20 protein-coding genes are annotated in these 18555 nt (G+C 45.2%); 2 read left to right on the top strand and 18 right to left on the bottom strand.

Annotated features, from left to right (window positions below; translation table 11 throughout):
- Positions 1-18 precede the first annotated feature (18 nt).
- Positions 19-861 (top strand): VanZ family protein, encoded by an 843-nt coding sequence (locus SEML1_RS04130; protein WP_376753951.1) that lies wholly within the window; start codon positions 19-21, stop codon positions 859-861.
- Positions 862-876: 15 nt separating this feature from the next.
- On the opposite strand, the gene SEML1_RS04135 is transcribed toward SEML1_RS04130, so the two are convergent.
- The 10 genes from SEML1_RS04135 to SEML1_RS04180 all read right to left on the bottom strand — a co-directional run bounded on the left by SEML1_RS04135 (position 877) and on the right by SEML1_RS04180 (position 7172).
- Positions 877-1776 (bottom strand): nitroreductase family protein, encoded by a 900-nt coding sequence (locus tag SEML1_RS04135; RefSeq protein WP_376753952.1) that lies wholly within the window; start codon positions 1774-1776, stop codon positions 877-879.
- Between the two features lie 10 nt (positions 1777-1786).
- Positions 1787-2224 (bottom strand): NUDIX hydrolase, encoded by a 438-nt coding sequence (locus tag SEML1_RS04140; protein ID WP_376753953.1) that lies wholly within the window; start codon positions 2222-2224, stop codon positions 1787-1789.
- 57 nt (positions 2225-2281) lie between these two features.
- Positions 2282-3028, bottom strand: coding sequence for a DNA alkylation repair protein (locus SEML1_RS04145; RefSeq protein WP_376753954.1), 747 nt, complete (start codon positions 3026-3028; stop codon positions 2282-2284).
- A gap of 117 nt (positions 3029-3145) precedes the next feature.
- A complete protein-coding gene (locus SEML1_RS04150; RefSeq protein WP_376753955.1) occupies positions 3146-3619 on the bottom strand; it encodes an NUDIX hydrolase in 474 nt (157 codons plus the stop codon).
- A gap of 51 nt (positions 3620-3670) precedes the next feature.
- The gene (locus tag SEML1_RS04155) at positions 3671-4300 is read right to left on the bottom strand and encodes a non-canonical purine NTP pyrophosphatase (protein WP_376753956.1); all 630 of its coding nucleotides are present in this window, start codon (positions 4298-4300) and stop codon (positions 3671-3673) included.
- 24 nt (positions 4301-4324) lie between these two features.
- The gene (locus SEML1_RS04160; RefSeq protein WP_376753957.1) at positions 4325-4735 is read right to left on the bottom strand and encodes an NUDIX hydrolase; all 411 of its coding nucleotides are present in this window, start codon (positions 4733-4735) and stop codon (positions 4325-4327) included.
- A 119-nt stretch (positions 4736-4854) separates the two neighbouring features.
- The gene (locus SEML1_RS04165; protein WP_376753958.1) at positions 4855-5070 is read right to left on the bottom strand and encodes a hypothetical protein; all 216 of its coding nucleotides are present in this window, start codon (positions 5068-5070) and stop codon (positions 4855-4857) included.
- Between the two features lies 1 nt (position 5071).
- Positions 5072-5779, bottom strand: a complete 708-nt coding sequence (locus SEML1_RS04170) for an ABC transporter permease (RefSeq protein WP_376753959.1) — start codon at positions 5777-5779, stop codon at positions 5072-5074.
- A gap of 4 nt (positions 5780-5783) precedes the next feature.
- Entirely contained in the window at positions 5784-6515 is a 732-nt protein-coding gene (locus tag SEML1_RS04175) for an ABC transporter ATP-binding protein (protein ID WP_376753960.1), read from the bottom strand.
- Between the two features lie 3 nt (positions 6516-6518).
- Positions 6519-7172 carry a TetR/AcrR family transcriptional regulator gene (locus SEML1_RS04180; RefSeq protein ID WP_376753961.1) on the bottom strand — a complete coding sequence of 218 codons (654 nt, stop codon included), beginning with the start codon at positions 7170-7172 and terminating at the stop codon, positions 6519-6521.
- Positions 7173-7315: 143 nt separating this feature from the next.
- Between SEML1_RS04180 and SEML1_RS04185 the strand changes: the two genes are divergently transcribed.
- Positions 7316-8140, top strand: coding sequence for a prephenate dehydratase (locus SEML1_RS04185; protein WP_376753962.1), 825 nt, complete (start codon positions 7316-7318; stop codon positions 8138-8140).
- Between the two features lie 14 nt (positions 8141-8154).
- Here the strand turns inward: SEML1_RS04185 and SEML1_RS04190 are convergent, their stop codons facing one another.
- The 8 genes from SEML1_RS04190 to SEML1_RS04225 form a co-directional block, all read right to left on the bottom strand.
- A complete protein-coding gene (locus SEML1_RS04190; protein WP_376753963.1) occupies positions 8155-8508 on the bottom strand; it encodes an MmcQ/YjbR family DNA-binding protein in 354 nt (117 codons plus the stop codon).
- A gap of 54 nt (positions 8509-8562) precedes the next feature.
- Entirely contained in the window at positions 8563-9189 is a 627-nt protein-coding gene (locus SEML1_RS04195) for a thioredoxin domain-containing protein (protein WP_376753964.1), read from the bottom strand.
- 417 nt (positions 9190-9606) lie between these two features.
- Positions 9607-10662, bottom strand: a complete 1056-nt coding sequence (locus SEML1_RS04200; protein WP_376753965.1) for a methionine adenosyltransferase domain-containing protein — start codon at positions 10660-10662, stop codon at positions 9607-9609.
- 225 nt (positions 10663-10887) lie between these two features.
- Positions 10888-11310, bottom strand: coding sequence for a GIY-YIG nuclease family protein (locus SEML1_RS04205; protein ID WP_376753966.1), 423 nt, complete (start codon positions 11308-11310; stop codon positions 10888-10890).
- Complete coding sequence (locus tag SEML1_RS04210; RefSeq protein ID WP_376753967.1) at positions 11307-14063, bottom strand: restriction endonuclease; 2757 nt, start codon at positions 14061-14063, stop codon at positions 11307-11309. The genes SEML1_RS04205 and SEML1_RS04210 overlap by 4 nt, the downstream gene beginning before the upstream one ends.
- Positions 14064-14245: 182 nt before the next feature.
- Entirely contained in the window at positions 14246-15079 is an 834-nt protein-coding gene (locus SEML1_RS04215; RefSeq protein WP_376753968.1) for a DUF3800 domain-containing protein, read from the bottom strand.
- A gap of 174 nt (positions 15080-15253) precedes the next feature.
- Positions 15254-16693: an ATP-dependent nuclease gene (locus SEML1_RS04220; RefSeq protein ID WP_376753969.1), complete on the bottom strand. Its 1440-nt coding sequence runs from the start codon at positions 16691-16693 to the stop codon at positions 15254-15256.
- On the bottom strand, positions 16693-18537 hold the full coding sequence (locus tag SEML1_RS04225; RefSeq protein WP_376753970.1) for a site-specific DNA-methyltransferase: 1845 nt from the start codon (positions 18535-18537) through the stop codon (positions 16693-16695). Before SEML1_RS04225 ends, SEML1_RS04220 begins: the two co-directional genes overlap by 1 nt.
- Positions 18538-18555: the final 18 nt, after the last annotated feature.

Consider the following 18555-nt stretch of genomic DNA (forward strand, 5'->3'; position numbering starts at 1 on the left):
GTGCTATCATACATATATATGCGTCATTTTCTTCAACCGTTTTCGGAGTCTTTTGCATTGAGCCTGGTGTATTGGCCATTTATGTGCATTTTGCTGACAATCCCGTTCATCATTGCGCGGCTGATAGCACGGCGGCGGGCAACATGGGGATATGTTATTTTTTCGTATACATTTGTACTGTATTTGCTTGGGCTTGGATTATTCACTCTCTATCCGATGCCCGACAACCCAGCGTCGTTTTGCGCGAAACAGTCTTTATCGCCGCAGCTTATCCCGCTTCATTGGATTGTTGATGTTGCGCAACCTAGCAAGCACATAACCGCTGCACTGCAAATTATCGCTAACATCTGCTTCTTTATGCCGCTCGGCGCATTTGTTGCGTTGTATTTTAGAAAACATGTTCGATTTGCTATTGTAGCAGGTTTAGGTTTGTCATTCTTGATTGAGATTGCACAGCTGACCGGATTGTTCCATATCTACCCATGCAGTTATCGTCTGTTTGACGTCGACGATCTAGCAATGAATACGCTCGGCGCGGCACTCGGCTACGCCATGACGTTCCGCCTCAAGGAATATCTAAAAAGCCAGCCGCTCGATGCTAAACCTGTGAAAAATAATCTCGCCAACCACTTCCTTGCCGGGTGTATTGACGCGGTAGCGATTATATTCATGGCGTCGGTGAGTGCCATGATACTGCGCGTCCACGCTCCGGCGATTTACCAAACCAGTCCGCAAGCTATTGTGATACTTTGGTGGATAATGTGGGAGTGGATTGTGCCGAAAATTTGCCGCGGCTGGACGTTTGGACGGTATTTAGTTGGTGTAGAAAAGCGAAAAAAACGCCGGCAACGTAGCGAATAAACAACTTTAGCGCTATCAATACCACGTTACAATCTCGTCCATTTCACGGCGGCTGCGTGGATGTGTTGATCCGTCGGCACGGTAACCAAGCGCTAGCATTACTACCGGTAAATCATTGTCACGGTTGATCAATTTGAAACTTTCTAGTACGGCAACTACTTTGTCGATCGAAAAACCTTCTATTGCACACGAATCAATTCCTCGCTCTGCTGCTGCAAGCATGACAAACCCGAGCGCGATATACGCTTGTCGTGCCGCCCACTGGTGCAGTCCATCCGGCGTATCGTATACCTTAAAATCAGTTTTCGCCCAATGTTTCCAGCCCGCCTTCATCGCTGCCGCCGTTACCACATTCGCGCCTTTTACGTCGCGCAGCATGTGTGTCATATGTTTATCAAACCCGCTCGCAGTTTTCGCAGTGAAAACCAATATATGGCTCGCATCAAAGCGCGAACCATTCACAATACTGCTCGCTTTTTTCAGTTGAGCGCGCAGCTTGGCATCCTGCGCCAAGATGATATTCCATTGCTCCATGCCGTATGAACTCGGCGCTAAGCGCGCTGCTTGCAAAAGCAATTCCAGGTCGTACTCTTGGCGTTTGTTTTCTTGATAACCGCGCGGTTTGATACCGATTTTTGCTAATATTTCCAGTGTTGTTTCCATATCAGACACTTCAACTTCCCACTCATGAGTACCATCAATGGTGTCGGCAGTTATTTCTTTGACGGTCAAAGTCGCCTGTTTCCCATCAGAGCGCAACCGCACCCAGCGATCTGGCTTAGCTGGAATCGTATCAAACACGTAACGGCGAAAATTATAGCTACCGACTTCTTTGGCATCGAGCTTCGCCAACTTTCCTGCGATATCGGCTGGATCGACATCATATATTTTTGCTTCGTATTCTATGTTTGACACGAAAATCCTTTCACGTTATCACGGAATCAGCCGGCCACCATTTCAGCACAAAATCCCGGTAGCCTGGCGCAATTTTGTCAGTAGCTTCGACTTCTGTTCGCGTCAGCCAAACTATACGTTCCTCGCCGCCATCACACGCCCGGTCTGGCAGTTCAACGTTACTGTCAACCGTAGCCGTATAGCCAAGAATAATTTTATGATCTTTGACGGCACTACCTCGCGGATAGCGCACATAGAAATCAGCTGGCGTCGCATCAATTGTGATACCCAACTCCTCGCGCAGCTCCCGCTCTAATGCCACGTCAGGCGTTTCGCCGGCATCAATATGCCCGCCCGGCAAGCCAAAGCCATCATCGTGCGGATAATACATCAGCAGTACACGCTTGCCGTCGCTGCTATACAGCGCTACTTTTACGCTAACTTCGTGTCGATCATACATTGCGCTCATAACCCCAATTCCTTTAGCTGCGCTGGATCAACCGTTGATGGCGAATCCATCATCACGTCAACGCCCGAACCTTTCTTTGGCAATTATTGCTTGCTGCTCCGGCGTAAACCGGCGCGATTCTTTCATTTTTTGCAGCGCTTTCTTTTTGATCCATACGTCAATTCGTGTGTTGCGCAGTTCGTTCATTGCCTGGTCGAAACTAGCCAACGCCGCTTCAGCATACAGCCATGCTATCGCCATTTTGACATAATAACCGTCATGCGTGATAGTTCGCAACTCAGTAAACACGCGGCTCATACTGTCCAGCGTCAAAAAATTACTCATCAGCATAATCACGCCATAACGGACGAAAAACTCGCCGTCCTGATGAAGATTCTCGCATGCAAAATTCCACCAAGCATCTGCCCGAAACCGCGCGCGGCGCTCAACAAAAGTATCAATTTCTGCCCAACTATCAACCAGCGGCAAATAGCAGCGTATCAAATCAATCATCGTTTCGTCATTCATTTTCGTATAATTGATAAGTAAACCGCCGAGCAGCACCTGCTCGTAAACCGTCTGGTCAAGCTCGCGTAAAAATATTCGTATATCAGCAGCGCTCAGCGGCGGCGTTTCATTATTGCCATCACCTCCAGCCGCACCGATCCCATAGCGTACCAGCTGCTTTGCTAGATGCCGGAGCGCCGGTGTGCGCACGCCGTACACGCGCTTATTTGTATTAACGATTCGTCGCTGAAACGCCGCATATTTTTCGTCGCCGACCGCTAACTGGCGCAAAGTTTGGTCAACTGCAGCGATGTCCATATGATTATTGTAACAGAATGGATAAATACCTCCTCACAATAACCGCCGTGAAAAACACCTATTATTTTAATATAAATCGTAAGATACTATTATTTACAAGCAAGCTGTAAAAACTGCTTATTTATGCCTTTGCACAACAACTTGTTTCTTGAACGCCGCATGCCAATACCTAACAATCCGCCGCTCTACCTCGTGTTTTGACCGTTCGAAATAATTAAGCGGTAGCCATGCAATTTCGTCGCCATCAATGCCTGGTGCATAGTGCCCGCCGGATTGCGACACAGCAAAAACCAATCGTACTTGCCAAAAATTATGTTCCGCCAGATATGCTGGCTGATCAATATCAATAATTTGGTACGAGAATTTGCCGCTTAGACTTACCTCTTCTGCTAATTCTCGCGCCAGCGCTTGGCGGAAATCCTCGCCATGATCCATACCGCCACCTGGTAAATCATAGTGGTGGCGCCCCGTCTCCTTCACGACCAAAATATCACCATTAGTATTCGTAATCAGCGCCTTAAGCGACAACCGATACAGATAGTCTATCGGGCGATTCGTTTGATGCGTAATGATTCCGTGTACAGCACTCATGTCACTACATATTACAGCTTTTTAAGCTTTCGCACAAACACGCAAAATTATTTACGATAACGCTGCTATCGCTTGTTTCAACTTTTGAATGAAAGCTCTGTCAAACGCACGCTTTTCATCGTCGCTCATCTCATCCCATGTCTTTTTTCGATCGCGCGACTCAAACGCCGCCGCGAGCGGATAATTCGTTCCATTATATGGCTGTTGTAATTTTACCCGATTCAGCACGCCATTATTCACATTATGCACTACCCTGATCTCGCCGCTCGGCGATGCAATCGCGATGCACTGCTTGAAATAACAATCAAGATTTTTCAGCCCCCTCGTTTTCTGCTGCAAATAATCCCAGAATTCCTCGCCAGTCGTTTCTTCCGGCAGTTCTCCGCCCCAACGGCGCAGCGCCACACCCGGCTCGCCATTCAGTTCTTCGATAAAAAATCCTGTATCATCGCCTAAGCACATCAATCCGGTCTTTACCGCATATGCCCGCGCTTTAGCGATCGCATTATCTTCAATTGAGTCAATTCCTTCAGGAATTTCCAGTTTTATACCAATATCATCAATACCAAGCACAGTATAATCATCGCTCAAATACAGCTTAAAATCAGCCAATTTTGCACGGTTACTCGTCGCGATGAGCAGTTTTGTTTTGCTAGCACCGTCAATATTTTCAGTTTTCATGCGCAATACCCACTTTTTCCTTAATTACACAATACCGTCTTCCAAAATCATCCGTGTCATCGGTAATAATTCCAGTTCAAGCGCTTCGTCGCGGCTAAACAATGCAAGATCGCGCACAAACACCTCGTCACTATCCGAAAACTTATCAAGCCCTGGCAATTGCGCAGTAAAACAATAAACAGTCGCTTGCACGTCACCGTATGTGATACGTAGCTCATCGACAAACTGTAGGTCATCATCTGTAGACAACGCATAATTTACCTCTTCCACAATTTCACGCCGAATCGCTTCGTGCGGCGTCTCGCCCGCCTCAATGCCGCCACCAATAAACTCCCACATTGTACCGTTCGTATCGGCGCGGCGATTCAGCAAAATTTTATCGCCATCACGAAATGCGATAAGCGCCACGCGAACATTATTTTTCACACCAACCATAGTTTTTATTTATATCATTAAAAGTTATATTGGTACAATCACTCACTGCTCTGGTAGACTCGCCCAATCGTTGACTGCTGCGAAATAAGTCTCTTTTACCGCTGTTAGTTAGTCCGCCGTTACAGCATCAACCAAATAACACCCTTTAAGAGCCCCACGCAGCCGACTCCTACCAAAATCAGGGCGATAGTTTTCTGCCTTTTTGATCCGTTTTTCTTGCTAAACACGAGGACAACGAGTCCAGCCACTAACAGTACAATGCTTGCAATGATATTGATCTGTAAACCGATATTACCAAATAATTTTTCTAACAAATTATCGACAAGTTTTTCCATATTATTCAACCTCCATAGTATTTACTGTTTTCATAAGTATCGCCGATACAATCACTCCTGCGAGCGTCGTGACCAGCATAAAGATGATAGCAGCCACATCGCTTTTATTTGCGTCACTCGTCATATTAAACATAATGTTACAGAAAAACGAAGATAACGCGACGGCAGACAAAATCGTCGTTGGAACAGATTTTTTAATAAATCCAATTCCCACCGCCATAATTCCAATCTCGGCAGCAATGATCGCCATAATTATAGCCACTTTGAGTGCTCGTGAAAGCGTGTGTAGTGACAATGGTTCATCTACCAGTGGTGCGATTGTCTCCGACACGCCGAATACTCCAAACGCCAGCAAACTGCTTAGCATCATAGCAATAACGACGAACAGAAAGACAGCAACTAGCTTCGCGAGCATAATCCTATCTCGTTTGACGGGATACGAGAACAATAGAACCGCACGTTTTTCCTTATACTCTTCAATGATAAACCGCGCGTACATCGTACCGGAAAGCGTCGCAAACACAGCCATATTTACCATAAAGAATAATGAAATTAGGTTATTGTATCCCGCAAACATTTGCAGATCAGCATCATGGTCGATCCGCGGCGCATAAGCAATCAGAAACAAAAATCCCGTCATCATTACGCCAGCAACAGCACTCGCGATTATATATGTTTTTATTTTGTTGCGCCTAAATTCTAGCTTCATCAATCTAAGCATCTTGCTTTCCTCCTGCCATAATGTTGAAAAAGTAATCTTCCAGACCATTAGGATATTGTTTCTTGACGACAGACGGCGCAACTTCCTGAGCGATCACTCCATTTACCAAAACACCAACAGTGTCTGCGGTCAGTTCAATCTCTCCAAGGATGTGGCTCGACACGAGTATCGTCATATGATGCTCTGTTTTGAGCGTCAAAAACAGCTCTCGCATCTCGCGAATACCCATTGGGTCAAGACCGTTGATCGGTTCGTCGAGAATAAGCAGCTTGGGTTTATGGATTAACGCCCGTGCGATGCCAAGTCTTTGGCGCATACCCAACGAGAACTTCGATACGGGCTGATTATTAGCCAATTCAAGACCAACCATTGCCAAGGTCGCAGGAACATCTCCGCTAGTTCCCATATATTCCAAATGGATCTCTAAGTTTTCGCGCGCCGACAAGTGATCGTAGAAAGCCGGCGCCTCTATAATGCTACCGATGCACTTTATTATCTCATCTCTACGCTCACCAACGTCCATGCCGAAAATCTGCACCGTTCCAGCAGTAGGCGTTAACAGCCCCATGAGTAATTTAAACAGCGTCGTTTTTCCCGCGCCGTTCGCTCCGATTAGTCCATAGATACAACCTGCCGGAACAGACAAATTACACCCTTTAATGACTTCGTTGCCCGAAAATGTCTTGATGAGACGCTCGGCGTTTACCGCCAATTTGCCACTCATTATTCACCCCCTTTTGTTATATAACTTATGCACTAGCTCGATGCACTCCGACAAGAGCTCATCGCTAATCACGTCCACGCCCATATTCGCCATTAGCCGCTGCAAACATCTAAAGCGCATTGTAAGCCGTGAAATATCGCAGGTAAATACCGCTGGATCGCACCACATGTTGATCAGAAGCAGGAGCAGCTCAGCGCATTCATCGGGGAAATCTGTCGTAATCGTCCCGTCTGCTTGTCCCTCCCGCATAATATCCGCGATTACGGGAGCGGCTTTGTTCATGCTCTCTTGTATGCTCGACAGCACAAATTGCGAACTTTGCGCCTGCGCCGTAAGAACACTGTCTAAGGCATGTGCCTGAAAATCATGCAGGTTTCGATTCAAAATACCGATCAGCTTTTCCCGGGCCGTAAAACCTTCCATCTCTTCAATCCATATTTGCAACTGTCGTTTAATATACTCAGACTGCTTGTCTATAACAGCACGGAAAATTTCTTCCTTGGACTTGAAGTGATGAAAAATAGCCCCCTTTGACATCCCCAGAGCATCAACAATATCCTGCATGCTGGTTTTTTCATAGCCCTTCTGAGCAAACAATTCCGAAGAAACAGCAACAATTTTTTCGACCGTTCCTTTCGGATCATTTTTCCGCGGCATAATGCTCTCCTATTAATAAAAAACCGACCATAGGTATGTTTATTGTAATCCTGCCGACTTCGTATGTCAACAGAAGCTTTTTATTCTATTTACAGGTGCTAGTGCGCAATATATGAAGCCATTAAAAATGGTAAAATGGTTCAGTGACTCAATCAAAAAATATTACCGTAGCAATTCAAGGACAAGCCGGCTCATTTCACGAGCAAGCGGCACGCCAATGGTACGGCGCACGAGCAACAATTGTGCCGTGCGTAACATTTCGCGACGCATTTGACGCCTACGCTAATGGCGCAGCTGATGCAATTGTAACGGCGGTAGAAAACACGATTTTTGGCAGTATCAACGAAGTGTACCAGCTGATAGAATCATGCGGCGCACCGATTGTCGGCGAAATGAAGCTGGCAATTGACCAAATGCTGATAACACGCCCAGGCGCGAAGCTTACCGGCATCACCGAAGTATACTCGCATCCTGTAGCGCTCGCACAATGTCAATCGTTTTTAAAACAGCACATGCCTCACGCGACCTTGATTGAGTTTTTCGATACCGCTGGTGCAGTTGAATTTATTGCGAGCGGACATGCACTACACCGAGCGGCTATCGCAGGGCGGGCAGCAGCCGAACTATACGGCCTGCCAATTGCCGCAGAATCAATCCAAGACGACAAAGACAACATTACGCGCTTTTTAGTGTTAGAATCAACAGATCCGCCCGTTGATGCAGCACGCGCATCGCTCGTTGTTACGACAAGTCATCAGCCAGGCGCGCTCGTCGAGGTACTGCAGATTTTTGCTCGCGCCGGCGTCAATCTAACCAAACTCCAATCTCAGCCGATCATGGGTCAGCCGTGGCAATACAAATTTTTCATCATCGTTGACTGCGCCGGTGCAAAACTCCGCCAGCTTATTAACGAAATTAAACAAAGCAACCACACAGTGACAGTTCTAGGCGAATACCGAGCGGCGTAATTTACATGCCAGGACTACCGAGTCGCCTGGTGACTCATATCTAGCAAATTAACGATTTCCTCATCCGCTACCAAACCGTCCAGTACGATACTCACCCAATGCATTTTGTTCATATGATAACCCGGTGCAAAACCTGGCCGCGTTCGCAAATCATCAATCAAGTTCGGGTCAAGCTTTAGATTTAATACATCAACCATACCCTCACCCGTTAATCCAACTGTACCGCGCGGCACATTCATCACGATTGCATACCACTTATGATTGTCATCATGTCGAAACACTGCGTAGTTTGGGTATTTCTGCCATAAAAACTCTGGGTCAGTACCATAGGTTTGTTTAATGTGAATGTATAATTGCGAACGGTTCATCTATTTCTCTAACCACTAGGATAATTTACAAATATACCACGACTAGATGACTAGCTATCGTGTCTTTGCAATAATCTCACGTAATTGTTTGATCGCATCCGCACGGCGCTCGGTCGTCCAGTATTCACCGGGCGTCAGGCCTTTATCATCAATGGACGTTTCCGGTAAAAACCGTCCAACAATTTTGCCGTCATGCAATGCCGTGACGTCTGGCACGAAGATACGCGGATTACCATCGCCATCTTTCGCTAAATAATCTTTTAGTTTTTTGACCAGCATTTGGTATGTTACGTCATTATTTGCACGCGCCTGGCGTATGTCCATATAATAAACTTTTGTCAGCCCTTCAGCTTTTGCTGCCTCGTCAATCGTTGGCGCTAGTTTTTGGCACCACGGGCATTCTTTGAAGCCTAAAAAGACGAGACCGCTGCCATGTTCGAAAATTTGCTTAATCTCACTAGGCGACACATACACAAAACGGTTATCGTCCGCCACCTGCGAATAGTGCTGCTTAAATTTCGCTGCGTCAGATAGAGCAACCGTTGACTGTTCATACTCTTTCGATGATTGACTTACTTTAAGTATGCACCACCACGCGGCAAGCAGAGCAACCGCTGCCACAATAGCCGCGACAATTATCCATTGTTTTCGTTCTCGTGCTTTCGATTTTTTTGCGCTCATAGTCCACCTCCATTTCACCTTTTTATTGTATCACGCCGCTACACGTACACTACTTAATTCCGTTGTGTATCTAATGCTATGGCTCGGTCACTAGTTAGACTCTAACTATAGTAGTCGATTATCTTAATTTTTTATCTTTGTTCTATGCTTATTCTTAACTTCTACTCCTACCTTTACTTTCACTCGCTAGGCTCTTGTTCTTATGTCTCTACCGTCTATTCATAGTTATTATTCTTTCTTATATATTTATATATAAGAAGGAGAGAGAAAAGAATGATGAATAATAGGGGTAGAATAGGTAAAGAATACCGGATATTGATATCCGGTATTCTTTTATAGTGAGAGGGGTAAAAAAGAGAGTGAAAACTATACTAGAAACGTTAAGTTAGCGCTATGCTCAGCAGTACTGTGTAGGTTTTAACCTTCGTACAACTCCCATGAAAAACCTGCTTGACCGAAATGACCGTAGCGGACAGTCTGTTCGTATATTGGACGACGCAAATCAAGCGCTTCAATAATGCCGTTCGGCGTCAAATCATATCCAGTGATCTTGCGCAGCACACCGTCAACGATTGCTGTAGTCTCAATCGGTTGATCGTAACCAATCGCATATGCTAATCGTACAAGTACTTCGCCTGCATGGAATCGATGCAAATAGTCAATGGCGATTTTGCGCGCCATATACGCAGCACTGCGATCCACCTTGCTTGGGTCTTTACCGCTAAATGCCCCGCCGCCAAGCGGTATACGCGGACCATAATTATCTACTGCCAGTTTGCGACCCGTTAGACCTGCATCAGCGTCAAACCCACCAATTTTCCAATCGCCTGCTGGATTGATATGCAATATTGGATCGATATTTTGAGTCACTGAATTATTCATCTGGTGTTCCGTTTGAGTTTCTGCAAAGTACTTTACCCCCACATATCGTACCGCTTCGTTTCTCACCCAATCTTTCACCGCCTGCTCCAACTCATCGTATGGCGCATGCTGAAAACTCGCTACAACCGCGACGATCTCGCGACCACGCACCGATACTTGCGTCTTGCCGTCATATGGCCAACGCTGATATAGACTCTGATTTAGGCGCCGCGCCAACACCACTTCTAGCGGCAACAGCTCCGGTGTCTCATTGCAAGCATAGCCTATCATAATCCCCTGGTCACCCGCACCGCCTGCGTTGACACCACGCGCAATTTCTGGACTCTGTTCAGCAACCCGCTCAATAACTTCACTATTTTTGCCGGCAATTCGGCGAACAATTTTTGCAATATTTACTTCTACCCGACTTGATACCTCGCCCGTAACAAATACTGCACCGTGCCCGCCCGCTACATCAATCGCTACACGCGCCTGCGGATCTTTTGCCAGATATGCATCTACAATTGCATCTGAAATCTGGTCGCATAATTTATCCGGATGCCCTGGTGACACACTCTCAGCTGTGCGTATACTATTTTGATTTTTACTCATAGGTTACTCCTTCCGCACATCTTGCCATGCACCGAGCAGAAAGGAGTTTCGCAACAATATCTTCCCATTCGGGCTAGACGGAGCACCTTACCGCAGCATGGAATTGTCCCATGCTAAAGCAGGTTGCTGGCGGCTCAACGAGCTAGTTCTCTCGCCGCACTCTTGATATGCTAGTTGTTAATTGCGAGACTATTGTAGCATAAGATACCACATCTTCACAATAATCTATCGACACGATGGGTGCAATACATAAAGATCGATCAAAAGGTATAAACATACGAACTGCATGAAGATTATATATGATAAAATACCCCAACTTTCTCTTGTGAATATCCGTCCAAAATGTCGTACATAGTCGCCTATATCTGTAAGGTCGCCACCACGCACATTATTGTCACCATACTGTTCCATGTATTTTCGCGTCACACGACCTTCATATAATTGAGCTTTCTCAATGTCGCACAGGCCAAGGTCTTTCGTATCGTGAATTTTCAGAGGTTTATATTTTTTCGTCCAATTCGCACCAGCAAAACCCCGTTGATGCTCACGAAACCGTTTTTCGACTGAACGCGAAGTGATACCAATATACCATTTGTCTTGCTCCAGTTTTAAAACATAGAGCTGCCAACGCGACTTTTGCTTATTCACCACTTCCGTTCTTTCATATCACACTTTTTTAGCGCACTCTGCAAATCCCGCACTGGCGCCACATATTCAACTTCAACTTCTACGAAATGCTGTCGTGCAGCCAGGATTTTGCCCCGCTCGCTCGCGCTCAGATGTGAATTGTTGATTTTATTCACTCCTTTTGTCTCTGCAACAAAATAAACTCGTTCGTCGCCATCAAATACCACCGCCCAGTCTGGATTATATGACCCGAGCGGCGTCGGGATCGTGAACCAACCCGGCAGCTTTACATAAAACCGGATGTTGCCTGCTTGCTCTAACGCTTTCATAAACTTATACTCCACCTCTGAATCAACCGTCACGTAATCATATATCGTTTTATCCGGATTATCAACAGCAATCGCTCCGCTTTTCATCGCCGCATCGTACAAATAAGCTTCGAGTTCATGGTTTTCAAACAGACACATATCGTAACTTTCGCCAGTTTTTTGGTAACTAATTCCGTCTACCATCACCTCTTGCTTAGCACGATTGATAGCCCGCGCCGCCTCGTCGATCATCTGTTGTGGATTACGTGCTAATTTACCAAACACATCTGCCTTATCAAGCACGGCAAAAATCATCGCGCGCGTCAATCCTGTTCGCTTTTCCAGCACACTCAGAATATCTGGCACATACACCTTCTGGATATTCGCTGCTACACCAGCACCTGGCGTTTCACTGACCGTAAAACCGCGCTCCGCGCCTAACTGTTCAATTCGTACTCTGGTATCAACAATCTGCGGACGGACGACCTCAACCAATACTAATTGCTTAGTCGCTTGACGCACTAACTCATCTACATCAAACGCCACACGATAAACGGTTTTATGTTTTATCCGCTCCCACAATTCCTTAAAATCGTCGCTCAAAGCCAGGCTTTTTGTCAGCCGTATCCGCCGCCGATCGTCGCGATTCTTAATCCGCCCGCTAAACGAGATTCCCGTTTCCTGTTCAATCTCGGTCTGCAACTTTCGGCTAAAATCCGCGTAACTTTCGTTAGCTACCACCGTCAGCACATTAGTATTCTGGTCGTGAACTCGCTCGCCATTGATATCTACCGGTAAGCGCAACCCCCGCCCAATTTCCTGGCGCTTTTTCATTTCACTTGACGTTTCGTTCAACGTACAAATTGTAAACACATTCGGGTTATCCCAACCCTCGCGCAGCGCCGAATGACTGAAGATAAATCGCAGTGGCTCGTTCGGATCAAGCAGCCGCTCCTTGTCTTTCATAATCAAGTTGTATGCGCTATCATCATCTTTTGTCCGGCCACCTTCGCCCTTAGTGTCACGCGAGTCCTTCCACTGCCCGATTTTGTCTTTGGCAAAATAGCCATCGTGCACCATCTCGACCGCCAGCCCGTCTAGCATGCCAGCAAAGCGTGGTTTAGCTGCCACTTTTTGGTAGATTTCTTCAAACCACTCAGCAAACTTACCTTTCACTACACCGCCTGGCGTATACTCACGGTAATTCGCCACTTTGTCGATGAAGAACAGACTCAAGACTTTAACATTCGTGCCCAGCTGTTTCTGTTTGTCAAAATGGTCTTCAATCGTCAGTTCAATCTGCCGCTTCAAAATCTCCTCGCGCAAGCTCTCGTCTTTCCGTCCGACATACACCGTCTTGCTATTAGCAAATTCTACCGCCTGCTCGATAAAATCAATCCGCTCCACCACGTAATTTTCGTACACCGCACGACCTGTCAATTCCGCCAAATCATCGCCCGGACTCACTTTTACCACTCGCCGTTGTAAGCCACGCTCATCACTAGTATCAACTTCAACATGCGCGATAATCCGGCTCTTGCCTTTGCGTTCTAGCTTTACCACATTCACATACGCGTCATTGTAGCTATCCTCGCTCAACACACTGTGTACCTCAATCTTCTTTACCAAATGTTTATCATAGGCGTCAACCGGCGTCAGGCGATAGAGTAGATTGTACGGGTTTTTATGCGTGGCACTATAACGCAGCGTACAGAGCGGATGCAGGCTTTCAATCGCTGCTTTTCGCGTATCGGTTTCCATATTCTGCGGCTCGTCGACAATCACCACCGGATTAGTCGCACGAATGAAATCTAGTGGACGACCGTAATCACTCTGTTTATTCATGATGTTAGCCGCCTTAGCGAAACTATCAATAGTGATGACCATGATTTGCAGCGTATCATTGGTCGCAAACTCGCGTGCTTGTCCCGTCTTTTTGCTATCCCAGACATAATAATTCATCTCCGGATTCTGATATAAGTCAGCGAAGTGCTCCCGAGTGATTGCCAGGTTCTTCAGCACACCCTCGCGAATCGCTACGCTCGGTACCACGATGATAAACTTCTTCCAACCATAATGCTGGTGTAGCTCATGAATCGTCCGTAAGTACACATACGTTTTGCCTGTACCGGTCTCCATCTCGATGGAAAAGTTCATACCGTGCTTCAGAGATTTTTCACTGGTTTCCAGTGGAAAATTCGTCGGAAAACTAAAGTCGCCTTCTTTAGTCTCACTTTTCTCGATATCATTTTTCTCTTGAATCTTGTGTGTATTCTCAATTATCTGAGCCACATCTAGCGTCAAGCTATTCCCCTTGGCGATTGTCGCCTCCAAGCTTAACTGACCATCCTGATCCATATGGCGAGTTGCACCGTCAATGTCTTTTGGCTGGCCAGTAAATATATCCACCACCGCGTTGATGGCGTCGAGTTGATATTGCTGGTTGGGGTCAAATTTTAGTTTCATCAAGAAATAGCTCTTTTGAATTAAGAAGATTACATATGTTTGACAATAAACAATTCTTCAAAGTATAATTTACATAGGAACAATTTTGTTTCACGAAGACCTGTATCATTTGAAAGCTGGCTTCACGCCATCGAAGGGTATCCTTCTCAGAATGATATGGGTCTTTTTGAAATACAGAGCACCTAATCATTATCAACCACCTTATTCTGCTTTGTAAGAAGGTTTTTCGGTCCATAATAATTCTGATAGTTCTCGTATTTTGTCGTGTCATACAAATCCAAAATTAACGGGATTCTATCTTTTACAACATCATAAAAACGCGTTTCCCCTTTTTCAAAAACTCGCTGCACCGTCCATAAAATATAATCTGTTATTGCCAGCACTGGCTCGCTACTATACCTCTGGACATTAAATTTTATATCGGCCCTGTACTTATATCGACGCGTCTTTGCATGGCGTTCATGCGCCTGCGATAAAGCAATTTCTAGATTATTATTTTTCGTACTACTTCCACGCTCCGCAATGTTAATAACTAACTTTTCGTAATTTCCCTTATCTTTCAATAGATGAGAAAGTAAGTCAGCATAGAATTCTCTTTCCTGAGAGTGATGTTTATTGACAAACCTCGTAAGCCGTTTACGCCCTACCACCATCTGTACAGAGAAATCTACGTTCTCAAGCAAGAACATAAGAAACTTATACCGAAGCTCTGGCGGATCATCCTTGGCGTGCAAATAAAAACTACCTTGATCTATGCGCTTTTTTACGCTAGGTATTTCGTTAAAATACGGGTCATTTTCTATTTCTTTGCAAAATATCCTAATAAAATTACGCACCTGTTCTAAATCTTGCTTTACATGCGCCATACCCAATATAAATGTTCTGGAAATACCGTTGCTGCCCAAAGGCGCTGGAGCTTTCCCTTTCAAGAAGAACGTCATGTCGCCCGCCTCGTCAATAAAACGGTGGTAAGTATAAGGCTTTAAGTTGTTTTTCATTTTACTAGATCCAATCATTACACCACCTCCACAAAATTCGGAAATCCCGAATTTTCTACATAGCTATTCATAATTTCCGAACAAGTGACTATTTCGTTAGTTGTCTGGTTTTTCCGGACAACTGGAGCTATATTAAACTTACTCTTACTAAACAAGAGCTGTCTATCATTGGTGATTCTGCACAACAGAGAATTAGGCATTGTTAGATCCTGATTCATTTTGATATTCTCTTCTTATACATTCTCTTAAAAACTTGATGGATTCCTGCAAATTATCCATTATAAATTGGTTTGTGCAATATTCATTTTCTTTATTTTCTTTATGGTGAAATGCATTGCGCAAGACAGAATGTATACTTAATCTATCTACCCAACCGTTATCTCTCTTCCAGTCGTATTTCTCAGCATCAGTAACATCAAATGTTCTATCTAACGCACTTGGGCTAGACTCACCTCTAAGATAGGACAACTGGCCATATAACTCGTTATGATACTCAAGAGTAGGATAGTTGAAAGCGAGATAATTTATTTCAGCAGGAGTGGCTCTAGGGAGAAGCGCTTCTTCAATCTCTACGTTTACGACACTACCATCCGTACCCTTCTTTAGCAGATGCTTCTTGGTGTTGCCAATGGCATCAGCGAGAAAAAGCTCGTGCACGAAAATTGGTGAATGAGATGTTATAAATACCTGGACAGACTTCGACAACTCCATTATTTCCTGCACGAGTATCTGCTGCAAAGAAGGATGCAGGTGCATTTCTGCTTCGTCAATCATAACAATTAAATCATGCCTCTTCGTTTTAGCTACTTCTTTCTTAACCAAAAGCGCTAACAATAATTGATACCCTTTTCCTATCCTATCTATAGAAACATAACTATTCTCGTCGATTTTCTGCGCCAGGAAGGATCTTGAAAAAAGCTCACTATTATCAACGTGTCTTAATTCTACCTTTAGATTCGTTAGTTCATTAAATTTTTTTACAGAACTACTTAATACCGTACTCTTATTAACTTTAGCTAGCTCACCTTTTATTGTGCCATTAACGTCCGATTTATCATCTACATCTCTTACGTAATGATAGTTCAAGTGTTCCAGAGTGCGATCAAACTCAGTTTTATTAGACACCCCCGAAACTATAGAACCAATCCGAAAGTCCACATCTATTATCTGGTATTCTTGATTGTACCGAGCTTCCCCAAAAGTACCTTTTAGATCGGCACGCAAGTCAGGTTTACCTTCTTCAATTTCATCAGATAGCAGTAGACTCTGTGTAACAACCATTCTGTCAAGCGAACCACCCGATCTTTCTCGTAAATATCCTTTGAAACACAAGCCATTTGCTTGAAAATCACCACTATATAACTTTTTAGCCGTAAAGTCAGTATCGGCTTTAGCGATAATAGTGGCTCTTGAGTCTGCTTTATGCAGATCGTGAAATGAAAAGCTATCAACCTTATAGCTTCCTAGGGCAAGTGCTATAGCATCAAGAATTGATGTCTTACCACATCCATTTTCTCCTAAAATAACATTTAGTCCACTCCCCAAATTAGTATTATCTGGTACAGCTATGTTTTTAAGAATAAAGTCGTCAAAACCTCGATAATTCTTTATTTCTAGTTCACGAATAAACATTATATTGCCTCCACCTCAACACCTTGCCGTTCGGCTTGCAGGAGTAAGTTTACTTTTAGATTTATGTCGTCACCGAAGGCTCGGTCGAGGATGATGATGGATGATGGTTTGGTAGCGAGAATGGTCGTAAATAATTCCTCCGTCATGGAGTGCGCTAAGCAAATGACGAGCTTTTCGGACGGGATAAAGCAGAAGTTATCATACTGGTCGATCTGCGCCAATGGCGAGATGCCGCGCTTGAGCAGGAGCTCGGTCAGTAGGTCATCGTCAGTCACACCATCTTCCAGCGGGTCGAGGCTGGCGAGGGCTTGCTGGCGAATCTCCTCCGGGTCAGAAACCAGCTCGTTCCACTGCTTGAAATTACTATCACTCACCCGATACGCTCGGAAGCCAAGGTCAAGCGGGACATTGCGAGAAGCTAACTTGTCCGTCTGATCGGAACGGATTTTGGCGCCCGCCCGACGGATGCGCTCACGAGCAATGTCTGCGATGGTGCGATAGCCAGCTTTATACGCCTCCGACTTCTCGTCAGCCAGCTCAGGTAACTGCACGCAAATCCAGCGGCGATTGCCACCATCTTCGGCGTTGAGTTGCATCACAGCGTGAGCAGTTGTACCGGAACCGGAGAAGAAGTCAAGAATAATATCGTTACTTTCTAAACTAGTACCAATTTGACAAATTCTTTTTATAAGTCCCAATGGCTTTGGTGTATCAAAAACATTCTCTGGCATCAAATCTTTCAATTCTTGTCGTGCTTTATCGGTACTTCCGACTTCATCATATTTCCATAAGCTCACTGGAAGTATATCGCCGACCTCATCAAGATATCTCTTAAAAACAGGAGTTGAGTCTTTATTCTTCCCGAAATAAATCCTACCCTCAGCTTCTAATTGTTTTATCTTTTCCTGACTAAACCTGTTGTATGTACCAGCTGGTGGATGCCAGATGCGACCGTTAGTAAACATAACCTCCTGAGAGTTATTGCCGCTTCTGGCGTGCAAGGGGATAGCTTTCCAAGGGCCCCTTGGATCGTCATCAGGATTAGTATAACGACTATTTTGCTGTTCAGTTCGTGGTAAACGATTTAAAACAGAGACTCTCTCGTTAATTGACCTAGCGTAGCACATAACGTATTCATGGGTACAGGAAATATTTTTAGCATCATTACTTTGCGTATATTTCTTTTGCCACACAATCTGCGCTACAAAATTCTCCTCCCCAAATATCTCGTTCATCATCAGGCGAAGGTTGTGGACTTCGTTGTCATCGATCGAGACGAAGATGACGCCGTCTTGGCGAAGCAGATTGCGTGCCAAGAAGAGGCGTGGATACATCATGTTCAGCCAGTTGCTGTGCTTGTGCCCGCCAGTATTGGTACGCAGGCCATCGTCGCGAGTGATATTTCCCTCGTCGTCGGTCAGGCCAGCTTCGGCCGCATAGCTGGCGCGAGTTTGCTTGAAATCATCGTTGTAGACGAAATCATTGCCAGTGTTGTACGGCGGGTCAATGTAGATCATCTTCACCTTGCCGTAATAACTTTTGTGCAAAATCTTCAACGCCGCCAAGTTGTCGCCCTCGATGAACATATTACTCGTGGCATCCCAATCAACGGAATTAGCTCGGTCAACATGGAGCGTCTCGACCGTCTTCTCTTGGATTTTGGCAAAAACGTCGCTCTTACCCTTCCAGCCGAGACCGTAGCGCTCACCCAAATCGACCGCCTCGCCGAGCGTCGCCTTGAGACGCACCCAGTCAATTTTATCCTCGGCAAACACCTCCGGAAAAAGCTGGCGGAGCTTTGCTAGTTGATCGTTCGTTATGTCGTCGTTGTAGCCGTTCATCATACTTCCTCTTTATTATAA

This window comes from Candidatus Saccharimonadaceae bacterium ML1, from assembly GCA_030253535.1.
GTDB lineage: Bacteria > Patescibacteriota > Saccharimonadia > Saccharimonadales > Saccharimonadaceae > Saccharimonas > Saccharimonas epibionticum.

What these genes read in the sequence shown, in the direction of transcription:
- SEML1_RS04155 (WP_376753956.1), bottom strand. Translation starts at nt 4,300, where the DNA reads ATGAAAACTGAAAATATTGACGGTGCTAGCAAAACAAAACTGCTCATC.
- SEML1_RS04165 (WP_376753958.1), bottom strand. Translation starts at nt 5,070, where the DNA reads ATGGAAAAACTTGTCGATAATTTGTTAGAAAAATTATTTGGTAATATC.
- SEML1_RS04160 (WP_376753957.1), bottom strand. Translation starts at nt 4,735, where the DNA reads ATGGTTGGTGTGAAAAATAATGTTCGCGTGGCGCTTATCGCATTTCGT.
- SEML1_RS04220 (WP_376753969.1), bottom strand. Translation starts at nt 16,693, where the DNA reads ATGTTTATTCGTGAACTAGAAATAAAGAATTATCGAGGTTTTGACGAC.
- SEML1_RS04140 (WP_376753953.1), bottom strand. Translation starts at nt 2,224, where the DNA reads ATGAGCGCAATGTATGATCGACACGAAGTTAGCGTAAAAGTAGCGCTG.
- SEML1_RS04130 (WP_376753951.1), top strand. Translation starts at nt 19, where the DNA reads ATGCGTCATTTTCTTCAACCGTTTTCGGAGTCTTTTGCATTGAGCCTG.
- SEML1_RS04225 (WP_376753970.1), bottom strand. Translation starts at nt 18,537, where the DNA reads ATGATGAACGGCTACAACGACGACATAACGAACGATCAACTAGCAAAG.
- SEML1_RS04215 (WP_376753968.1), bottom strand. Translation starts at nt 15,079, where the DNA reads ATGATTGGATCTAGTAAAATGAAAAACAACTTAAAGCCTTATACTTAC.
- SEML1_RS04180 (WP_376753961.1), bottom strand. Translation starts at nt 7,172, where the DNA reads ATGCCGCGGAAAAATGATCCGAAAGGAACGGTCGAAAAAATTGTTGCT.
- SEML1_RS04145 (WP_376753954.1), bottom strand. Translation starts at nt 3,028, where the DNA reads ATGGACATCGCTGCAGTTGACCAAACTTTGCGCCAGTTAGCGGTCGGC.
- SEML1_RS04210 (WP_376753967.1), bottom strand. Translation starts at nt 14,063, where the DNA reads ATGAAACTAAAATTTGACCCCAACCAGCAATATCAACTCGACGCCATC.
- SEML1_RS04150 (WP_376753955.1), bottom strand. Translation starts at nt 3,619, where the DNA reads ATGAGTGCTGTACACGGAATCATTACGCATCAAACGAATCGCCCGATA.
- SEML1_RS04175 (WP_376753960.1), bottom strand. Translation starts at nt 6,515, where the DNA reads ATGAGTGGCAAATTGGCGGTAAACGCCGAGCGTCTCATCAAGACATTT.
- SEML1_RS04200 (WP_376753965.1), bottom strand. Translation starts at nt 10,662, where the DNA reads ATGAGTAAAAATCAAAATAGTATACGCACAGCTGAGAGTGTGTCACCA.
- SEML1_RS04190 (WP_376753963.1), bottom strand. Translation starts at nt 8,508, where the DNA reads ATGAACCGTTCGCAATTATACATTCACATTAAACAAACCTATGGTACT.
- SEML1_RS04170 (WP_376753959.1), bottom strand. Translation starts at nt 5,779, where the DNA reads ATGAAGCTAGAATTTAGGCGCAACAAAATAAAAACATATATAATCGCG.
- SEML1_RS04195 (WP_376753964.1), bottom strand. Translation starts at nt 9,189, where the DNA reads ATGAGCGCAAAAAAATCGAAAGCACGAGAACGAAAACAATGGATAATT.